At 42.3% G+C, this 19729-nt stretch carries 19 protein-coding genes; 3 read left to right on the top strand and 16 right to left on the bottom strand.

The features are described 5' to 3' along the window. Window positions 1–338: 338 nt before the first annotated feature. Genes HPS56_RS07485 through HPS56_RS07500 form a run of 4 tightly spaced genes read right to left on the bottom strand, consistent with a single transcriptional unit; the run spans window position 339 to window position 6628 of the window. A complete protein-coding gene (locus HPS56_RS07485; RefSeq protein WP_172275546.1) occupies window positions 339–1247 on the bottom strand; it encodes a hypothetical protein in 909 nt (302 codons plus the stop codon). Further along, the gene (locus HPS56_RS07490) at window positions 1244–4900 is read right to left on the bottom strand and encodes an ATP-binding protein (RefSeq protein WP_172275547.1); all 3657 of its coding nucleotides are present in this window, start codon (window positions 4898–4900) and stop codon (window positions 1244–1246) included. The genes HPS56_RS07485 and HPS56_RS07490 overlap by 4 nt, the downstream gene beginning before the upstream one ends. Then, window positions 4884–5435 carry a condensin complex protein MksE gene (locus HPS56_RS07495; protein WP_172275548.1) on the bottom strand — a complete coding sequence of 184 codons (552 nt, stop codon included), beginning with the start codon at window positions 5433–5435 and terminating at the stop codon, window positions 4884–4886. The genes HPS56_RS07490 and HPS56_RS07495 overlap by 17 nt, the downstream gene beginning before the upstream one ends. After that, window positions 5432–6628 carry a hypothetical protein gene (locus HPS56_RS07500; protein ID WP_172275549.1) on the bottom strand — a complete coding sequence of 399 codons (1197 nt, stop codon included), beginning with the start codon at window positions 6626–6628 and terminating at the stop codon, window positions 5432–5434. Before HPS56_RS07500 ends, HPS56_RS07495 begins: the two co-directional genes overlap by 4 nt. A 394-nt stretch (window positions 6629–7022) precedes the next feature. Between HPS56_RS07500 and HPS56_RS07505 the strand changes: the two genes are divergently transcribed. Further along, window positions 7023–7655: a nitroreductase family protein gene (locus HPS56_RS07505; protein ID WP_172275550.1), complete on the top strand. Its 633-nt coding sequence runs from the start codon at window positions 7023–7025 to the stop codon at window positions 7653–7655. 14 nt (window positions 7656–7669) lie between these two features. Continuing rightward, window positions 7670–8935 carry an MBL fold metallo-hydrolase gene (locus HPS56_RS13550; protein WP_349665781.1) on the top strand — a complete coding sequence of 422 codons (1266 nt, stop codon included), beginning with the start codon at window positions 7670–7672 and terminating at the stop codon, window positions 8933–8935. Window positions 8936–9244: 309 nt separating this feature from the next. Here the strand turns inward: HPS56_RS13550 and HPS56_RS07515 are convergent, their stop codons facing one another. Further along, the gene (locus HPS56_RS07515; RefSeq protein ID WP_172275551.1) at window positions 9245–9613 is read right to left on the bottom strand and encodes a winged helix-turn-helix transcriptional regulator; all 369 of its coding nucleotides are present in this window, start codon (window positions 9611–9613) and stop codon (window positions 9245–9247) included. A 129-nt stretch (window positions 9614–9742) separates the two neighbouring features. On the opposite strand from HPS56_RS07515, the gene HPS56_RS07520 reads away from it, so the two are divergent. Next, the gene (locus tag HPS56_RS07520; RefSeq protein ID WP_501981706.1) at window positions 9743–10645 is read left to right on the top strand and encodes a radical SAM protein; all 903 of its coding nucleotides are present in this window, start codon (window positions 9743–9745) and stop codon (window positions 10643–10645) included. A 164-nt stretch (window positions 10646–10809) separates the two neighbouring features. On the opposite strand, the gene HPS56_RS07525 is transcribed toward HPS56_RS07520, so the two are convergent. The 11 genes from HPS56_RS07525 to HPS56_RS07575 form a co-directional block, all read right to left on the bottom strand. Continuing rightward, the gene (locus tag HPS56_RS07525) at window positions 10810–11460 is read right to left on the bottom strand and encodes a DUF3256 family protein (RefSeq protein WP_172275552.1); all 651 of its coding nucleotides are present in this window, start codon (window positions 11458–11460) and stop codon (window positions 10810–10812) included. A 70-nt stretch (window positions 11461–11530) separates the two neighbouring features. Then, the gene (locus tag HPS56_RS07530; RefSeq protein ID WP_172275553.1) at window positions 11531–12739 is read right to left on the bottom strand and encodes a transporter; all 1209 of its coding nucleotides are present in this window, start codon (window positions 12737–12739) and stop codon (window positions 11531–11533) included. After that, on the bottom strand, window positions 12736–13380 hold the full coding sequence (locus HPS56_RS07535) for an ATP-binding cassette domain-containing protein (RefSeq protein ID WP_172275554.1): 645 nt from the start codon (window positions 13378–13380) through the stop codon (window positions 12736–12738). Before HPS56_RS07535 ends, HPS56_RS07530 begins: the two co-directional genes overlap by 4 nt. Window positions 13381–13440: 60 nt before the next feature. Then, the gene (locus tag HPS56_RS07540; RefSeq protein WP_172275555.1) at window positions 13441–14826 is read right to left on the bottom strand and encodes a DUF4836 family protein; all 1386 of its coding nucleotides are present in this window, start codon (window positions 14824–14826) and stop codon (window positions 13441–13443) included. Between the two features lie 35 nt (window positions 14827–14861). Continuing rightward, window positions 14862–15611 (bottom strand): 16S rRNA (uracil(1498)-N(3))-methyltransferase, encoded by a 750-nt coding sequence (locus HPS56_RS07545; RefSeq protein ID WP_172275556.1) that lies wholly within the window; start codon window positions 15609–15611, stop codon window positions 14862–14864. 37 nt (window positions 15612–15648) lie between these two features. Beyond that, window positions 15649–16224 carry a DUF151 domain-containing protein gene (locus HPS56_RS07550; protein ID WP_172275557.1) on the bottom strand — a complete coding sequence of 192 codons (576 nt, stop codon included), beginning with the start codon at window positions 16222–16224 and terminating at the stop codon, window positions 15649–15651. Beyond that, window positions 16221–17465 (bottom strand): nucleoside permease, encoded by a 1245-nt coding sequence (locus HPS56_RS07555; RefSeq protein ID WP_172275558.1) that lies wholly within the window; start codon window positions 17463–17465, stop codon window positions 16221–16223. The genes HPS56_RS07550 and HPS56_RS07555 overlap by 4 nt, the downstream gene beginning before the upstream one ends. Further along, the gene (locus HPS56_RS07560) at window positions 17462–17665 is read right to left on the bottom strand and encodes a hypothetical protein (protein ID WP_216655775.1); all 204 of its coding nucleotides are present in this window, start codon (window positions 17663–17665) and stop codon (window positions 17462–17464) included. Before HPS56_RS07560 ends, HPS56_RS07555 begins: the two co-directional genes overlap by 4 nt. Before the next feature lie 7 nt (window positions 17666–17672). Next, window positions 17673–18623: a DUF4296 domain-containing protein gene (locus HPS56_RS07565; RefSeq protein WP_172275559.1), complete on the bottom strand. Its 951-nt coding sequence runs from the start codon at window positions 18621–18623 to the stop codon at window positions 17673–17675. 61 nt (window positions 18624–18684) lie between these two features. Beyond that, window positions 18685–19326 (bottom strand): lipoprotein signal peptidase, encoded by a 642-nt coding sequence (locus HPS56_RS07570; protein ID WP_172275560.1) that lies wholly within the window; start codon window positions 19324–19326, stop codon window positions 18685–18687. After that, entirely contained in the window at window positions 19323–19703 is a 381-nt protein-coding gene (locus tag HPS56_RS07575; RefSeq protein WP_172275561.1) for a TraR/DksA family transcriptional regulator, read from the bottom strand. The genes HPS56_RS07570 and HPS56_RS07575 overlap by 4 nt, the downstream gene beginning before the upstream one ends. Window positions 19704–19729: the final 26 nt, after the last annotated feature.

Raw genomic sequence — 19729 nt, forward strand, 5'->3', positions numbered from 1 at the left:
CAAAAATCAAGGCTTTCAGGGCTGCTTTAAGAGGGGTGACAGACATTAAGTTCTTTCTTTTCAGACTTACAAGGCTATATGCTTAATCCCCATGGTTTGGCGGGTGAGCCATAATATTCTCACTAATATTAGTATATTCCAACCCGTTTTATATGGTTTTATGCCAATATGTGATACCGTTTTGATACCTACGTGTGATACCAAAACAAACGTTATGATCAAGTACTCTACAACAAGAATCCTCTTTGACCGGAAACAGACCGCAACACAATCAAATACCAGCCTCAGCCGAAAAAAGTATGTAAATAAAAAAACTGTAGGATATCTTTATTTGAATTTCAGAGTAGATTATCGGCAACACATTCAGAGTTTTCTGCATCTTCTTCCATAATAAATCCTTCCTGATCATAACCTCTGTGAAGTCTGTGAATACAGTCTACAAGAGGAACTATCCTTATATCCGCAATTTCCATTTTCCCGAATTTAGAATATTGATTCTCATATCTTTCCCGATTACCTGATAAGATTCTTGTCTCATAGTCTTGGGGTATCAGGAACGATGCCCGTTCCCCAAGATGGCAATAATATTCACTCAGGTAAATATGAACACCGGCCAGATCCAAATCACCGAAATGGATATAACGGTTGGAAACCGAGAGCAACCATTCCATAAGGTCACGGCTCTGTTCCTGAGGATATCTTGAAACAAAGAGCAATTTTGTATTCTTAGGAAGATAGGAATCAAACAGCCTTTTTTGTTTTCGGATATACCTGAAATTCTCTGGATTTTCCACACCTATAATGACAATATCTTCGGATATAGAGAATCTATCAAAATCATATATGAAAGTGAATGTACCGTCTTCCGGTAACAATTCCATTTGTCGTCCGGCAAGAATGACGGATATGGGTTCATAGCAATTAACAAGAAATCCGCGGAAAGAACGCTGTTGCTTTACCTTTGAATTTCCAGTAATCCTCACTTGCTCAGCCCTGCTGACATTATCTTTTTTCAAAAGGGCGAAATATGCCTCCAGATCCCTGATGTCATAATGAGTTGCCACATAATTTCTCAATGACTGTTCATCACTGGCACGATAACTTTTTCTGCAGCCTCTCGTAATAACAACGAGTATTCCGTCAGAAATCATACACTCAAACAATTCACCCTTCAAGGCTCCGGCCGGAATAGAATCCCCGTTCGCAAGCCTGATCAACTTCTCGATAAGCGCGCAAGTCATTTTCATCTAATAGTAAGCAAAGTCTTTACCACCGTATTACTCTTCTCGTCCTTACTCAAGGAATAAGTATACTTATACACTTGGGCATTGTATGTTGTCGGTGAGCTGTTTATCAGGAATATATTACGTACATTGGCAAATTTCAATATACCCTCCACATTGTCAGGATGCAGTTTTCCTATTTCGTCCATCATGCAATGCAGTTTAAAATCACCGAAACGTTTGGATATTTTCCGTTTGAAGACATTGATAAGCATGATATTAACCATTGATTTTACCAAAATGTCTGTACCGTCGGAACCTACATTAGAGAGCTTTTCAACCCAATTGGTATCGTTGTCATTTTCCCTGACTTTGAATTCTAACTTGAATGTGTCCGAAAGGGTTATTCTATCACGTTTTTTCTCAAGATCCATCATATCAATGAGACTCATAAGCAACTTTACAGCCTCCTCATTTGTTCTGTTCAACGACTCTTCCGTAGAAAAGAGGTTGAGGCTGCCAATATCAAATCCGTGTTCCTCATCGAATTTCTTGATATTGAGAAGTTGCTGCATCAGCCTGTCGCTGCTTTCCACGGCACGAAGTTCAATATCCTTGATTACACCGGCAAAATTATTTTCCCTGAAATCACGGTTAATTTCATTGATTGTCGATTTTATTTCAGCGTTGTGCAGATTCAAATCACCGACCTCTCTGGCAATACGCTTGATGATACTTGCATACTGGCTGCTGGTACGTGTGCGATATTCCTCAATTTTCCCATTGGATATGAATTCATTCAGCTCTGATGCAAATTCGGTATAATCCGACTCCGTATTGAATTCAGTCCGGAAATGAAACGTGTTCTGAGGTGAAAAATTGCTTTTAAATACAATCACCGTCTTTTTGAACTCCTCCATCCTTTGCTGCCGGGCGGCTATATTGTCACGAAGACCATCAAGAATATCGGCAAGCAGAGCCTGTGTCTCTTTAGTTCCTGCCTCGCCAATATCAGCGGGACAGCTTTCGGTACCTAAAAATACCCGGACCTTTTCAATTGCCTCTTCCAGTTTTTCAGCTTCAGCACGATAAGAACGAAGTTCATCTACAAGAAATCGAATCTCTTTCTCTTTCTTTTCTCTTCTGAGTTCGAATTTTTGCTGCAACTCCAGCAGTCTATTGAGCAACATTCTCTTTTCATCTTTCTTTGATGACTCTACATCAAAATACTCTTTCTTGTCATTTTGCCAAGCATAAAAATCGGATTTGTGGTTTTCTATAAAATACAAATCATCATTTATACACTGCAACCCCTTCCTTATTTCTGACAGTTTGTCAACATCTACGCCCAAGCCTTTCAGCTCTGCATCCATCTGTGCTTCAAGCTCATGTTTGCGGTTTGTAGCGTCCGCTTCCTGGCATTGTATGGAACTTAAGATTTCATCCTTCATGTCCTTTGCCACTGCCTCGAAATTCTTTTTCTTACGCTCAAATGACTTACGCAATTCTTCCGTTTCTTTTTGTTTCACAGAAGCCGTTTCCTGCTTTAACGTCTTTAACCTGACTAATCGCTCCTCTGTTTTTCCAAGTTCTTCTATGATAGCGCCTACCTCTTTCGTTATCCATTCTTTCTGTTTCGACAGGTAATCAGTGATTTTCTTTTTTTGACGTTCGATTCTGTCCGGTATCTGTCGGAGTTCTGCTTCAATATTAATGTTTTCGATTCGTAGAGCCTTCAGTTTTACAGCCGGGATACGCTCCAATTCTTTAATGTCGTTATCCAGCTTCTTCTGGCTTTCTGCAATCTTACTGCCAAGTAATCTAAGTTCTTGCTTAAGAGTATCTGTCTGAAAACGGATTTCCTCCGGAGTTTTTACCGTTTTTGAGATATTCTGTAAATCTATTCGCACTCCATACAAAGTTTCAGAGTCCGTGGTTTTCCGCGGGTCGAGGGATGTGCTGTAAAGTACGTCATCATCCACAACCTTTCCCAATGTGTCTCTCCATCCGGCCATATTACCGTCCAACCATTCCAAGAACGAACCTTTCTGTCTGTCAAGAAGTTTCTCAAGTTTGTCAATCTCTTGCTTTATCCTATCTTCATCATATCTTATTTTCTGAATTTCTTTTTCACAACAATTCTCAAGTTCCTTACGCTCTGATTCGGTCTTGTTTGTTATCCGGACTATTTCCTGTTGTTTCCTTGCCAATTGTTCAGTTAACGAGAGCCTCCTTTTCTCCTGTTCTTCAATCTGTTCCGTCAGTTCCTTAATTTCCTTCTCGAACGGATTGGATTGACGGGTACGTTGTTCCTTAAGCTTTAACTCTGTTTTATCTTGTTGTATGGAATCTATGTCCGCCTGAATACCATCAGTCTTTTGCTGATAAGCACGATCCGATTCTGTCAGTCTGACATTTAACTCGCGCTGTAAATCAACGATATTCTGAGTTTTTTGGCTTTCAATGTCGTTAACATGCTGCATAGCCTGCAAACTGAATTCCTTAAGGCTGTTGTCAATATCCGATATCAGTGCCTCATAGCACATTTTGATACTCTGGTTTTTGTCAGTAAGGATATTCTCCTGACGAATCAGCGAGTCTCTACGGATAGACAGTTCTTTCTCTTTCGATATTTTATCTATAATTGAATGAATGTCTATTTCAATATAATGCTGCATTTTCGCCTTTATCTGCTTAAGAAATTCATTTACAACGGCTTCCCGCCCTTTAAGCTCATCCCTTTCTTTGTCGTATTTTCCTTTTTCCTCACTTAAGAGCCTTTCATGTCGGGTAAGTTCCCGGGATTTGACTTCAATATCTTCCTTTACCTGAGGCAATCTTTCCTTATCACGTTCCAAAGCATAGTTCAACTTGGCACAAAGTTCCCTGATATTGTTACGTGCAACCTCGTACAGGGAATACTTTGCTATCACGTTTTCCGCATCGGCCTTTACCTTGACTTTACCGTTCCTCTCCTTCTTAAACCATTTCCAGATATCTTCATATTGCTGACGGAAATCCTTGACATGTTCCCTATAGAAATTCAAATCAATGCTGTCTCCGGCAAAATCCATCGAATCTATAACCGTATCCTTAATGACACGGGATTCCAGACTTTGATTCAGGAATATATTCTGAATGGTACGCGGGACATTCTGATATCTTGAGCTTTCCATCAGATTAAACCGATGCAGTTCCTTGGCTACGTTTTGCGTATTGCCGTATATTATATCCTTGAATTCCCCGTATCCTCTGATGATGTTACTTCTGAATACCTTTGTCCCGATATATTCACTTATCTTTCCCCACTCATACCTCACATTATTGTTCTCATCAACAAAAAAACGTTTGTCGTACGGACAATCGACAATACGAAAAGCAACTCTTCCGTTGGATACAAAAGTCATTATAAAGAATTTTCCGTTTTCTCTGCAAATCTCATAAATGATATAAGAATTGGGATATGGGAAATAAAATTCATCGTAGCTTTTCTGTTTGTCCTGGGTACGTATTCCCAACCTACTTTTATCTACATTGTAAAAAAACAAAATGGCACGAAGCAGAGTTGACTTACCCACACCTTGGGTGCCTATAAAATGGACGTTTCCGTCAAGCTTGATTTCCGCGTATGGGATATGCGCGCTGTTTATGAATATGATCTTATTCAGGTATCTCATTTTTCACCTCCTCATCAATGTTTATACATGATATGATCTGCTCTATATAATGGAATGCCGAAGTAATCTGGTATCTTCCCTCCGACTCGTTTGTTTGTTCGGCAAATCCCATATTAACCATTTTATTAACCAGTTCTTCCAACTTATCCCTATTTGACTGCTTATCCTGAAACAACCTTGAAAGCTTTTCTCGCAGTTCGATATCAGATGAAATCCTTATTTCCATCTGTGCCAATGAAAATTGGACTCCCGCGTCAAATGCAGTATCGTATGTTTTCAGAAAGTCCAAATAGTCAATCCAGGGAAAAAGCGACTGCAGTTTATTCTCAACATTTACTTTTGCTTCTTTCCTGCTGAAATAATAAAATCCGTCTCCTGCCGATAAGTTAAAATCTATCTGGCGGAAATAATCTTCATACTCTTGCTGACATTCTTCTATGTCATTGTAAATAGCCCTTATTTCAGGATCAATGCTATTACCTGAAACAAACTGTCCTTTTGACAATCTTTGGAATACTTCACTTGTATATTTCATTTTGAATAGATTATAGGGTATTCAATATCATTGATTTCTTTCGTTTCATGCAAATACTTCAGTTGCGCATCATATTGTGAGGCAAGCTGGAGGAACAGAACAAGCCGCATTTCCTCGTCTGCCTGTATGGAAAACTCATAGTTCCACACATAGCTAAAGAGATCAGAACTCTGCGCAAAAAAACCGTTCATTATTTCAGCATGATTAAACATCCGGCTCGTCTCGTGTTTTTCTGAAATATATTTATCATCAATAGGATCGGCAATCCTTGCTTTTACCGTATTCTTCTTTGACAGCCGTCTTCTTATGTTCCCCAATACATCAAGGGCGGAGTCGTCATTCCTAAGGTAATCAAGCGATACTCTGGTGATATATTTAGGCTGTTTTTCCATCCATAGGTCATTAACATGGCCAAGCCGGCTCTTGATATCCGTACTTTCTTCTATCATCAGCTGGTCTTTCATGTATTTCAGCTGCCGGATTTTCCTAACAAGCCGGCTCTGGTATTCAATCCTGTTCAAGTAGTCGATAATCTGTGCGGAAACAGCTATCAGCGCATGGGCGGAATCATGTAATCCTTCTTTAACTTCACTGATAGTCTGTTTCAGACCAATATCCGCGGCCGCATTAGCGAAGAATATCGTTTGTTCGTCCATTACTTTTTCTGTCTGACGCACCAATTCTGCTATGAGTCTGGTTTTTTCATCAAAATCACGTAGTCTCAGCTCCTTTATTTTGAAATTCGGTTCCTGTTTGTAGGTTTGCTCAACGTTTCGTTTTAGGTCAACAACGTTTCTTTTGGTAGTATTTTCTATACTTTTAAATATATGTCGTATTTCTCTCAGATACTGTGATCTTCTCGCCTGAGTGTCTGCCGCCAAGAAGGAATCCATGCTCAGCTTCAATTTTGAAATGTAAGTCTGGACGGAAGCAATGTTTATATCTTCATTCACTGCCAATACCTCTTCGAAAAACTTTCTGTAAGTCTCACCAAGTTCAAGTGTATCACCGGTCTGCATAATAACACCGTAACTTATAAGATATTTCAGTTTGTTTTCGTCTCCATCCAGTGTCTCAACGGCATCATTATACCGTATCGACACCGTCTTTCTCTTAATGAACATGTCATTAAGCAACTTTGCGCCCTGCTGAAGTCCTCTTGTCAGTTCTTTTATAGAATTGTACGTTGGCATAAAACTATCCGCTAACTTTTTAATTGTTTATAAATCTCACTATAATAGTGGATTCCTCAAGCAAGTGCAAAATTAATGAAAAAGTTTATAACTAAACTCTTATGACGTCTTAAATACAATCTTTTTTCGTGGTCTTCCATTTATTTTTATCCTGCATTATCTTCACCTGATATTGTGTACTTTCTAAACAAACAATCAGAATCCCGCTCTCAAAGAAAATATATTCAGGGGATCGCCGGTGTCGCTCAGCGGAATCATCGACAATATCTGTTCTCCAATTCCTGCCGCGAAACGACATTTTACAGATTATTAAGACCCGTTTTCCACCGGCTTTTAATATATTTTACCTATTTTTGCATGTGAGAGTTCAAGTAAAAATACAATCATAAATCAAATGAAGAAAATATTATCAATGATGGCAGCTGCACTGATGATGACAGCCTGCAACGGGAATAAGAGCCATGAGCCGGCCTCGGACATCGACACTTCAAGTATCGTAACAGACATTATGATGAGCCGAAGAAGCATACGTGCCTATAAAGACTCCGTCATCCCCCGTGAGACACTGAATGATATTCTGAAATGCGGCATCAATGCGCCTAACGGCAAGAACCTGCAGTCGTATGAGATTAGAGTGATTGACTCCCCCGCCCTCATAGACTCGATTACGGCTGCCGTGATTAAGGACTATCCTGAAGTGGCCGAACGCAAAGGATTCAAGAATATATTCGTCAATGCCCCCTGCGTACTATGCATTGCATTCGACAAGAACTACGATATGGCACAGATTGATTGCGGCTTGCTGGGCGAGAACATCATACTCTCTGCATGGGCGAAAGGTATAGGCTCATGTTGCCTTGGCAGTTCCGCCCGTTGGATAAACGACTCTCCGTCAGCCAAGCCATATCTTGACCGTCTTGCATTCTCCGACGGTTATGAACTCCTCTACTGCATTGCACTCGGCTATCCAGACGAGACACCGGAGGCAAAGCCAAGAAAAGAAGCCATAATCAGGTTCGTGGAATAAAAGATACAGTTTCAATGATAGAGCTTACCTACATTTTCCATAGTGGATTCATTGTGGAGGCAGACAGGTGTGTCCTCATCTTCGACTATTGGATGGATCCGTCCAATGTCATGCACCGTTTCATCAATCATCCCGTAAACAAGCATATATATGTGTTTGCAAGCCACTTCCATGAAGATCATTTCACCGGGGAAATATTCAAGTGGAAGGGCAACCGTCTTTTCGCAGACTGCAAGTATATCCTATCCAAGGACATATTGAAACATCGCAGAGCCCAAAAGACTGAAGCTGATATATGGATATCCAAAGGCGATACATGGAAAGACAGCAACATCACCGTCATCGCCACAGGCAGCAACGACAGCGGCATAAGCTGGATTATAGAGATAGAGGACAAGCGCATTTTCCATGCCGGAGACCTCTGCAACTGGTATGCAAGATTTCTGTCCGGCAACACTCCGGACAAAAATGTATACAGTGAGGAGTTTGGTAAATATGTTAATCCAATAGCAGAAGAGAAACGGTTCCTTGGAGAGTTGAAAGATATCAGAAAAACAACAGATTCGTTCGACCTCGTAATGTTTCCTGTCGACAACCGCATCGGCAACGGATATACCCTTGGAGCGCGTCAGTTTATAGAACGGTTTAAAGTCGGGATTTTTGTTCCAATGCATTTTGCTGCCGGTGGCTTTGAGAGTGCATGGAGGATGGAACCTTTCTGCAATGAGAATGACATTCCATTCTGGAGCATCAGAAATGAAGGTGAAAGCATTGCCCTGATAAACAATATCATTATCCGAAAATCATCAACCGAAGACATTCCGCGCCTTAAGGAGATTTTCTCCATCGCACGCAAGTTTATGAAAGAAACGGGCAATCCGGATCAGTGGTCTGAGGATTATCCGGGCGACGACTTGCTCAGGAACGACATCAGGCAAGGTGACAGCTATGTATGCCTCTCTGAAAATCAGATTGTGGCAACATTTGTCCTCCGTGAAGGCAATGACCCCACATACAGTGTTATCTATGAAGGAAGATGGCCTGACGACTGTCCATACGCAACCATACACCGTATAGCAGGCAACGGCAAATTAAAAGGCATCTTGCATTATGCCATGAAGTTTGCCCTGCGCCACCATAATGCCATACGCATCGACACACACCGCAATAATACGGTGATGCAAAATGCCATACGGAAAGAAGGATTCAAATATTGCGGAATTATCCGTTGCTGGAACGGTGATGAGAGATTAGCATATCAATTGACAAAACCATCATGAATAGAATTGGCTGTGAGCTATTCATACAATACCGAAAACTTCCCGCACACCCATAATCTGTAATAAAAATTCTATGTTCTTTTACACAAGGTTTTAATTCATTTTCATAAATCCCATAATTAATTGAAATACAGACCGTTACCAACAACAAAAAGTATACCAAAAACAAATGGCCTATTCACGCGTGATGAATAGGCTATTCTCTTACGATGAACATGCCATTCACTGAGCATGAATAGGCCATTCATCGAAAGAGAATTTTACATATACTCGGGAATGTAAATAGATTTCAAAGTCTTTCAATCTCTGTCAATCATCAACAGTCCTGCATTTATCTCTATTCCTGTTCCTCATTATGGTGTCGAAATTATCACGTCCCCATTCAATGAACTTCTGAACGTGAGGCAGCAGTGTATGGCCGAACTCCGAAACAGAGTATTCCACCCGCGGAGGCACATCGGGATATAGTCTGCGGTCGAGAAGACCGTCAGTATGCAGTTGCCGCAATACCGTTGAAAGTACCTTTTCTGATATGGAGGGGATAGTCCTGTAAAGCTCGTTGAAACGCACCGGCTCGGTTTCAGCAACCTTCAACAGTACCACCATTGCCCACTTGTTGCCAATCCATTCAAGCATTGGAGCGGCCCTACAATATTCGTAATCTAATTTTTTTGCCATTTCTCTGCTGTCATAACTTGTTTATAACAAACAAAACTAACTTTTCGGTAAGGGTCATACCTATTGGTAAGTTATTGCACATCCGATGGTTATCTTGTAATTTTGCAGGCACAAAGTTAAACAAAAACAATGAAAAAAATGATTTATCCACAGCTACATTTCACCGGCCAGGTATGGCGGCCGCCTTACGAGGCAAACTCACAACTGCTTCAAGTGACCTCCGGCTGCACATGGCACAAATGCAAGTTCTGCACACTCTACCAAGGCACCCGTTTCCGTATGTCTCCACTGTCTGAGATTGAAACTGACCTGAAAGTCATCAGGGAATGGCAGCCACGGGCCCGCCGCGTCTATCTGACCGGTGCCAATCCGTTCGCGCTGAGCTACAACAGACTGCTTGACGTGGCACTGATGCTACGAAAATATCTTCCGCACATGGTGTCATTCGGCATGTTTGCCCGAGTGACCGACATTGTGCCCAAATCTGTGGAAGAACTGAAAAATCTCCGCCATCTCAGGCTTGACGGCATCAGCATAGGAATAGAAACGGCCCACAATCCGACACTACTGCGCATGGACAAGGGTTACCTTGCCTCGGATATCCTAACTCAACTTTCGAAGCTCGATGAAGCAGGCATCCGCTATAACGTTTTCTATCTCAACGGTCTCGCCGGAAAGGGCAACGGTGAGGCAAACGCAACAGCCACCGCAGATGTGCTCAACCGTCTGCATCCATGCATCATCAATATCGTATCGCTGACTGTGTTCCCCGAATCAAGGCTATATCAGGAAGTGACGGACGGAGGCTATGAGGAGGAACCGGAGATTGAACGCCTAATAGAAACGAAAACCTTTATCAGGCAACTCACCATAAAGACAAATATTCTCGGTCATCACATCTCAAACACGGTGCCTGTCACCGGAGCCCTTCCCGTAGACAAAGCCGCAATACTCGCAGAATTAGACAAGGCCATAGCGTCTTTTCCTGAGAAGGAACTGAAAGATTACCGCAACAGCATCAGACATTTGTGAAAGATCGCGATAAATGCCATTCTATGCATGGACCTGTCCTTGACATCTGTCAGACATAAAGTATGCTTGACCGATCTTATAACAACAGTTTTCATATCATCTGACACATCGCAAAGCGATGTCCCTACACAATGCCAAAAAGTTTCGGCCACTCTCTTCACCTTTCACCTGTTTTTCTGAATCCGGTCAGAAAGGTTCACCTGCCTCTTTCGCACAATCGAGATTGCCTTTTCCCTTTCCGATGAAGACAATAAAGGAAATTCAGCCCTTAACGTCATCGAATTATCCTCTGGTGAAAGTTCCGCAACGACAGTCATATATGCAAGCAATGGCTTCAGGCTTTCAAAACTGTCTGCAGCCATTGTATCCGGTCTGCTTATCAATTCCGGCATATAATCTTCAATAATCCCGCACTCCTGAGTGCGTTTCCGCCATTTATAATCATAAAAAACGACCTTGCTTTCTACCGGAACAGTACCGTATGTCGTCACCATACATATATAAGCATCAGAAGAATCCCTGACAGCAACTGCACTGTCTGCCAACAGCAACATCTCCACAGATACAGACGCGTTAAGCTTAAGCTTGAGATATCTTTCATCAAGCACGGTCATGGAACTCTTGCCATCAAACAGATTTGTCACTTCCGACTTCATGCCGGAATCCATAAAGTCAATCATATCGAGCCTGTTGTTGTGAGACAGGCCAGGCATAAGAGAATCCGGCATATTCACAAACGCATCCCTCATCGTCTGCTTCTGCGCAGAAACAGCAAAGGACTGCCAAACAACCAACACTCCGAATAATATTCTCATTATCATAAAGCTTTCATTTTATATTTCCATGCGCTTATATTAATAATTCTCACGTGCCGCCATTTCCTTTTTAATCAACAGCCCCGTTCCTGGACCACACATTCATTATCTTTTCCCGTATGGCCACAAAATTGAAAAGAGTCACAAGGCACAGAAGACAGAAACCAAGAATGAACGAAGGCAGAACCGAACCTTCATCAATATCAGGATATAACATACCGATTATATCCATATAATATCCACGCACTGCTAAAAGTAGCACACAGACAATAACAAAGACTGTCATGTTCAATAAAAGAGTAAGCAACTGATAAGGCAATGCCACTTGCACAGGACTATAGCCTATGAGGAGAAGATTCTCAAGCTTTGTCTCATTCTTTTGAACAAGAAGATAGATACTCAGCATGAGCATATAGAAACTCAGGCAACTGATGACCAGACCTATGCACATCACCATGGAAACTGTCATTCTGAGGAAATACATCGTTTTACCCGTATCAAGATTACCGTTCTCAACATCATATCCCTTATTTTCCATATAGCCTGATATAGCCCCGTCTGCCGGATTACCTACTTCCACAATAACCCGTGACGGCTCTACATCACCGGATGATGAATATACAGAATTACTCCAGTCCATAAACTGCTGAGGCACAAGGATGGAATTCAGCCTGTTTGAAAATCCTATTACTTTCCCTTTATAGGCATCACGTTTTCCGTTGCCGCTAACAATGATTTGAAAATCAATCATACCGACAATACCTTCACTCAACTTGGGCAACGAATGGATTCTGGCAAAGCCGAAATTATACATAGCCATATATGACCGCGGCAAAATTACCGGCACTTCATCCATTCCCTCTTTCCATTCCCATCGGTCAACAGGAGTATCAACGAACTTGTCGGGAACACTCTCGAAAAACATCTCGCTGCTCAATACTGGCACACCGTTTATGCCCATACGTGCTGTGACATTATACCCTGCCATGGTAAACATTCCGACAGCACGTACAAATTTCTGAGCCTCAAGATCTTCGATATCCTCACCGGAAAACGTACCAGAACGGCCGGAAAGCGAACTGCCTGCATTTATTTTCTTGCTCAATATCATATATTCGGCACTCATAAACGAATCACCCTTGGTAAATACGGGCAACACATCACGATAGAACTGATACCCCGTGAGGACAATGAGCATTCCCAAAAGATTGGCAAAGAAAAAACCCGCCAGCTGTGCGACACTGATATGCCGCCTCAGTAATTTCCATACAAGACTCATAATCTTATCACCTTTTCATAATTTAAACCGATATGCCTTCCGATACTTGTAACGATGACTCCGGCTCCCTGACGTGTTGCCTCCGCCATCATTATATCGCCCATCTGTATGGAGTTTTCCTCATCAAGATGACTGATGGGCTCATCGGCAAGGAGGAAGTCAAACGGCTGTGCCAAGGCTCTGATCATTGCCACACGCTGCTGTTGGCCGAAAGACATCATTCCCACCTTCACGTTTATCTTGTCTGCAATGCCAAGCAACTCGAACCATCTTTCTATTTCCTTACGCGTCTTGAAGCCTGTAAGCCGGTTCTTTATATCTACATTCTCATAAGCGGTAAGTTCCGGAAACAGCCGCAACTCCTGAAAGAGATGACTTATATGACTTATACGGCAGTTCGTCCAATCACCAGTCTTATATGAACGCACATCAACATCGTCAAAAAGAATTCTTCCCGAATAGTCATGACGGTAGCCTGTCACATAACTGCAAAAGGTGCTTTTACCCTTGCCGCTTTCCGCCTCCACCAGATACAAATGTCCGCGTTGAAAACAGACTCTTTGCCGCCATATTTCCGAATGGATATTGTCACTGCCGGAAAACACTTCAGGCAAGACACTCTCAAAAACAATCTTCTCCATCTTATTAAAATAAACGCCACAACCTGTATAATAAAAACATACAGGTGTATCATGCCAACATTATTTTGTAAAATAAACAATCCGCTCCACATTTCCGAGAATACTTCCCGTCAAGGCTTTCATCTGCGGATTACCGTCAAGAATGCCACCTATGTTTATCACGGCACAAAGATGCTTTCCCTTAATCTTTGCTGCAATATCATCGGGAAACGGCATGGCCTGACGTGCCTGAACGGCAGACGCCAATGACTCGGAACTGCATATATACATCATATTATCTGATGTCAATCCGAAATAAGCATTCCAATCGCCACCATTGAAATGATAGCTGTCATTAAATTTCCAGTCCGTAATGGATGTTCCGGAAGGTGTCGAAGCCTTCCAATAGCCTACATCTTCCAACCAGCCGGCATCCGAGACTTCAGCAATAAGGGAAAAATGCGGTTTCCCGTTTCCAATGTTGCCGAACGTCATAAGCATATCACCGTTGACACTCTTCAACATCTTGTCAATATCAATTGCGGTATTCAGTCCTGCAAGCAATACTCTGAACGTATCATTTCTGCGCAGCAGGTCTATATAGTCGTTTCCGTCGACACCGCATATCACCGATACGGATGCATCATACGGTATGCAGTCTATATGCTTGCCTGTTATCGGCTTATACGCCTTCATCGACTCCTTCAACACACTGTCTGTATCCGGATTGAATGAAAATGTCTCACCTGTAATATTCAGACATCGGCCTTCCTGCTCAAACGATGCGGCAATAATTATATCTGCGGGCCTTGCATTTTTCGGAGCACCTATCATAAATGGCGCAACAAATCTTTCAGGAAGAGCATTCGCCTGAGCGACAAGAGCAATATTCCCATCCATAGTATCAAGATATTGCATAATACGGGCACTCTTCACCTCTGCCCCGTCATCACTGTCAAGATACCTTATCATACGTCGCTGAACCTCAGCCACCGAACTGCTTGCGACAGGTCCCATCACAAGCAAGGCCGAACCGGAAAATCCGGCCATATAGCTTCCATTGACAATTGAAAAACCAAAGCCTTTCCGTTCCTTGATTTCCGAAGCCTTTCCATTATCATGCAATACCGTCAGCCAGTCCTCAAGCTTCCCCTTACTCCCGACCTTTGCAACAACACCTATATTTCCGTCTGATGTTTCAAAGGCGTAAATCGGTTCGGTGAAGTCTATTCCCGATTCTTTTATATCATCAATACAAAAAAAACTCTTCAGCATACCAGGTCTGTTCGTGATACCGCTTCCGGATTTAGAAACAGCATCAGAAACATTGATACGCATTACTGCCATACAGTCGCGCGGAATAACACTCATATAATCGGCATCAGAGCATGATGCGACAAGCATTACCGATACGGATAAAAACAATATATACGTATGCCGGAAGAATGATATTGGATTTATACTCATAATAGTTCTGTATCTTTTCATTTATTTCACCGGTATCACTCTCTTGAAGCAAGCTGCATCATCATAACAGCTGCAAGCGCGGCGGTCTCCGTACGCAAACGGCTCTTTCCAAGGCTTACGGAAATAAATCCGGCAGCGACAGCCGCCCTGACCTCATCAATTGAAAAATCACCTTCCGGTCCTATAAGCACTGTCACGTCATGCATATTGACATCCGTGGCGTCACCACCACAACAAACCTTTCTTTTCAGTTCATCAAACAATTCCGTCTTTTCTATCTCGTCATAGCAGTGGGCGATATATTTCCGTCCTTTAGGCGGCACCGCAATAAATCTGTCAAATGAAACAATGGGATTCACAACAGGTTTCCATGCCTTACGGCTTTGCTTCACAGCCGACACCACTATCTTTTCTATCCGCTCTGTCTTTATTACCTTACGCTCAGAGAACGAACAGTTTAGAAATGAAAATTCATCGACTCCTATCTCCGTCGCTTTCTCTACCATCCATTCCACACGGTCCATCATCTTTGTCGGAGCCATTGCGATGTGGAAATGTCCGCACCATTGCGGCTTCTGGCTGCATACATCATTGATTTTATACATGCACTTATGTGATGAAGCGACGGTAACTTCCGCCTTATAGAAACTTCCCTTACCGTCCATAAGCATTATCTCGTCACCTGCTGCAAGGCGCAGAACACGCAAGGCGTGTCTGGCTTCATCTTCCGGCAGTTCTGACAATATGTCCGCATCCGGAACATAAAAAAATCGAGTTTCTTTCATATAAAACCTTTTTCCTTATTCAAATACCTATGAACCACTATTCATTACCTGCATCATGCTTGCGTCTGTCAAGCTCCTCCTTTATATATGACGCCTGCCTGTAATCTTCTTTGGATATGGCTTTTTCAAGTTCGTCAACAAGCTCTTCCGTCTTTAACGCATTGAGAGGTATCGTCATCTTTTGTGCTCCCTGTTCGTATGCCGAACTTTGCCGCATCATCAGTCCTGCATCTATAAACATGTCTATATGCATTATTCTCGCAAGAAGGACCGCTTCGCTGACACGCAGGGGCAGACATAAGTCCTGTTCTTCATTCATCAGCGATGATATATACTCACCGTTACGTATTCCGCTTATATATATATAATAGGATGTAAGGTCGTCAAGATACCCCAGTGTTTTCACCAATACCTCAGGCAGACGCTTGCCGAACGCACCGTCCGGAAGTTCATCACGAAGTTTAAGTTCATTCGCGATTCCTATTCCGCATATAATGCTCAGTGCCCTGTCTTTGGTTTTATCCGTTAGGGTTATCACTCCCAGTTTTTCATTCCCCACCAACAGTGAAACACTGTCATAAGAGAGCAACACCCGGCTGTCCTTTCCCGTCATGCGGCTTTCTCGTTTTTAGGCCTGAACATAATGGCAAATGCGACAGCCACCACAAGCGAATAACCGGCAAAAGTCATCCAGCATGGCATCCAGTCTATAACTCCGTCAACTGTGTGTGAATTCACAACGGCCTGTGCTCCCAACGAACCTATAGTAGCACCAATACCGTTTGTCATCAACATAAAAAGGCCTTGTGCGCTTGAACGTATCTCCGGATGTGTGGAAATATCAACATACAATGAGCCTGACACATTGAAGAAATCGAAAGCCACTCCATATACAATCATCGAAAGCACAAAGAGCCACACTCCGCCTCCTGGATTTCCTATACCGAGGAACCCGAAACGCAGCACCCATGCCAGCATGGCTATCAGCATCACTTGCTTTATGCCAAAACGTTTCATAAAGAACGGTATAAGAAGAATACAGAAAGTCTCGCTCATCTGAGAAAGCGAATAAAGAATATTCGAATGCTGTACACCGAATGTATCCATATATTCAGGCATTGTTCCAAAGCTCTCAATATACGGGGTTGCAAATCCGTTTGTTATCTGCAGACATACTCCGAGCATCGCCGAGAATATGAAGAACATTGCCATCTGCCTCTGTCTGAAAAGTCTGAAAGCATCAAGGCCGAATGCCTCGGCAAGACTTTTCTTACCTGTCTTTTCTGTCACAGGACATTTGGGCAGCGTGAATGTATAGACAAACAACAGCATGCTCAATACACCTGACGTCACAAACATCATATAGCTTGTGGAAAAGCCTGTCAGGTCTACAAACCACATGGCACATATAAAACCAACGGTTCCGAACACCCGTATTGGAGGAAAATCCTTCACGGTATCCATACCGGCCTTTGTCAAGGCATTATATGATACTGAATTTGAAAGAGCCAAGGTCGGCATATAAAATGCAACACTTACAGAATAGAACGGGAAAAGAACTGAAAACTCAGCATCGGCACCGGCCGTATATCCATACCAGGCAGAACAAAACATCATCGCACCGGCTATGAAATGACAAATGCCCAACATAAACTGAGCAGGTATCCACCGGTCTGCAACGATACCGATTATTGCAGGCATGAATATAGAAACAATACCCTGCATGGCATAGAAACTGCCGATATCGGAAGCCATGCCGATTCGACCCAAATACATTCCCATACATGTCAGATAAGCTCCCCATACGGCATACTCCAGGAAGTTCATCAATGCTAACCTTACTTTCAGATTCATATTGTATTATTTTTAAGTTTTCGTTTTCCGTTTTCTTCTATAATGGTGAGCGTCCCCCCTACCCACTCCGTAAACGGCTGTTCACCGTCCAACGGATAAATATCCGAAACAATGCCGTCATCCGTTTCCACGACACCAAGCCTGTAAATACAGTCACCGTCAACAATCTCGTGAGCAGCAAACCTCCGTATTTTACCCATACTCCATTCACTTCCTTACGAAAGTCCTGTTTATTGTTCCACGTGAAGTCTTACCGTCTGAAACATTATATGTTTCCGTAAAATGCTTTTTAGCATTCAAAGAATCCTTATGCGCGACACTCACCGTATCTTTACGTAAAGAGTCCGATGCACCTGCCGGTTGTTTCGGTTCCGGCTGTCTTACATGCATGCGTATGAGCCTTATATTGTCTATAAGCATCATTCTTAATGCATTAGACACACCATTATTAGAGCATAGATAAATAAATCCTCTGACGCTCTTTATCTTTTTGTCGTTATTTCCGGGAACTCTCAGCCTTGCCATACCAGAGCCCATGACATGATTTACATAACTTGCCACACTGTCGTTTTCAAACGTAACGGCAATCATTGTCACCGCATCTTTGGCCCCACCCTGGTAAATAAAACTGTTGTTAAAACTCAATATAAGCTCGTCACCCTTCTCAAAAAGAGTGTCAGAATCTATTTTGAAATCAATCCTGTTATACGGTGCCATCTGCATCAGAATTGCATTATCCCGCTCGTGCCAGATATTGGCTGTATCTCCGCTCAAAGATAGATTATTGAAGATTCCGGCATCGGCAACATTGGCTCCCATAAGTTCAGCGGCACTCTCGACCCTTTCTGCAAGTCTCTTATATATGTCACTAAGAATTTCAGCATGCGTATGGTAATAAACCATCGAAGAATCAAAATCAGCCTCAGTCACATTATATTTCTTCAACACGGAATGATAGTACATTATCCTGTTGAAAGCGGCACTGTCACCGCCACGACGGTTAGCCATGGCATTTCCGAGGTGATAGTCATAAAGAATATCTTCAAGTGTATCCGGCTGGATGTATTCCGAAGGTATTTGCGGCTTGCATGACATGATCACCGCAATGACCGTAACAAACACTAATACACGGGTCATAAGTGTAATTGACTTCATCATCGATTTTATTTGGATGTGTCTTTATCTATTTTATGATTATATTCTCCTTTTATATGTAGTATCATTTCTGTTTCTTTCCGATACGGATGCTGCATATCTCGTTTCTGTAAAAAAGGATAAGTAAAACAACCCCGACACTGATACAGGCATCGGCAAAATTAAAAACAGGACTGAAGAATATAAACTCATTGCCGCCTACGTATGGCATCCATTCGGGCCATGTAGTGACAATCATGGGAAAATAAAACATATCCACAACCTTTCCCATAAGAAAAGGGGCATAGCCACTTCCGAAAGGAACAAGATAGGCTGTATAAAAATCTGATGAAGCACTGAATATCAGGCCGTAGAACATACTATCAAGAATATTTCCCGCCGCACCGGCAACTATCATTGACAAGCAGGCGATATATCCAGCACACGCGCCGGCCTTTACCTCACGGTATATATAATAACTTATTAATATAACGGCAATTACACGAAACACAGAAAGTAAAAGTTTACTTCCTATCTCCATACCGTAAGCCATACCGTTGTTTTCAATAAAATATATCCTGAACCAGTCTGCTATAAATATGCTTTCATGGAGGGTCATATTTGTCTTAACCCAAATCTTGATGACCTGGTCTATTAAAAGAATGGCTATAACAATCAGTATAGCCATTCTTCCCTCAGAGATTCTACAGCTCTGAATCTTCTTCATTTCTTTCTGTTTTGTTTTGACTCTACACTGAGCGTTGCATGAGGAACAGCACGCAGTCGCTCCTTTGCTATCAACTTTCCTGTTATCCGGTCAATACCGTAAGTCTTGTTCTTAATCCTTACAAGTGCGGCCTCAAGTCCGTTAATAAACTTCTGTTGGCGGCTGGCCAGCTGTATAAGCTCTTCCTTGCTCTGCGTGGCACTTCCTTCCTCAAGAATCTTATACGTGGGCGATGTATCATCCACATCGTTTCCATCCTGATTCATCAAGACTCTCATCATCTGGTCATAGTCGCGTTTTGCGAGAGCCAGCTTCTCATTGATTATTGACTTGAACTCCTCGAGTTCTTCATCAGAATAACGTGTTTTATCTGTCATAATAAAATAGATTTAGTTATACAATT

It is taken from the genome of Xylanibacter muris, from assembly GCF_013166605.1.
Taxonomy (GTDB): Bacteria; Bacteroidota; Bacteroidia; order Bacteroidales; family Bacteroidaceae; genus Prevotella; species Prevotella muris.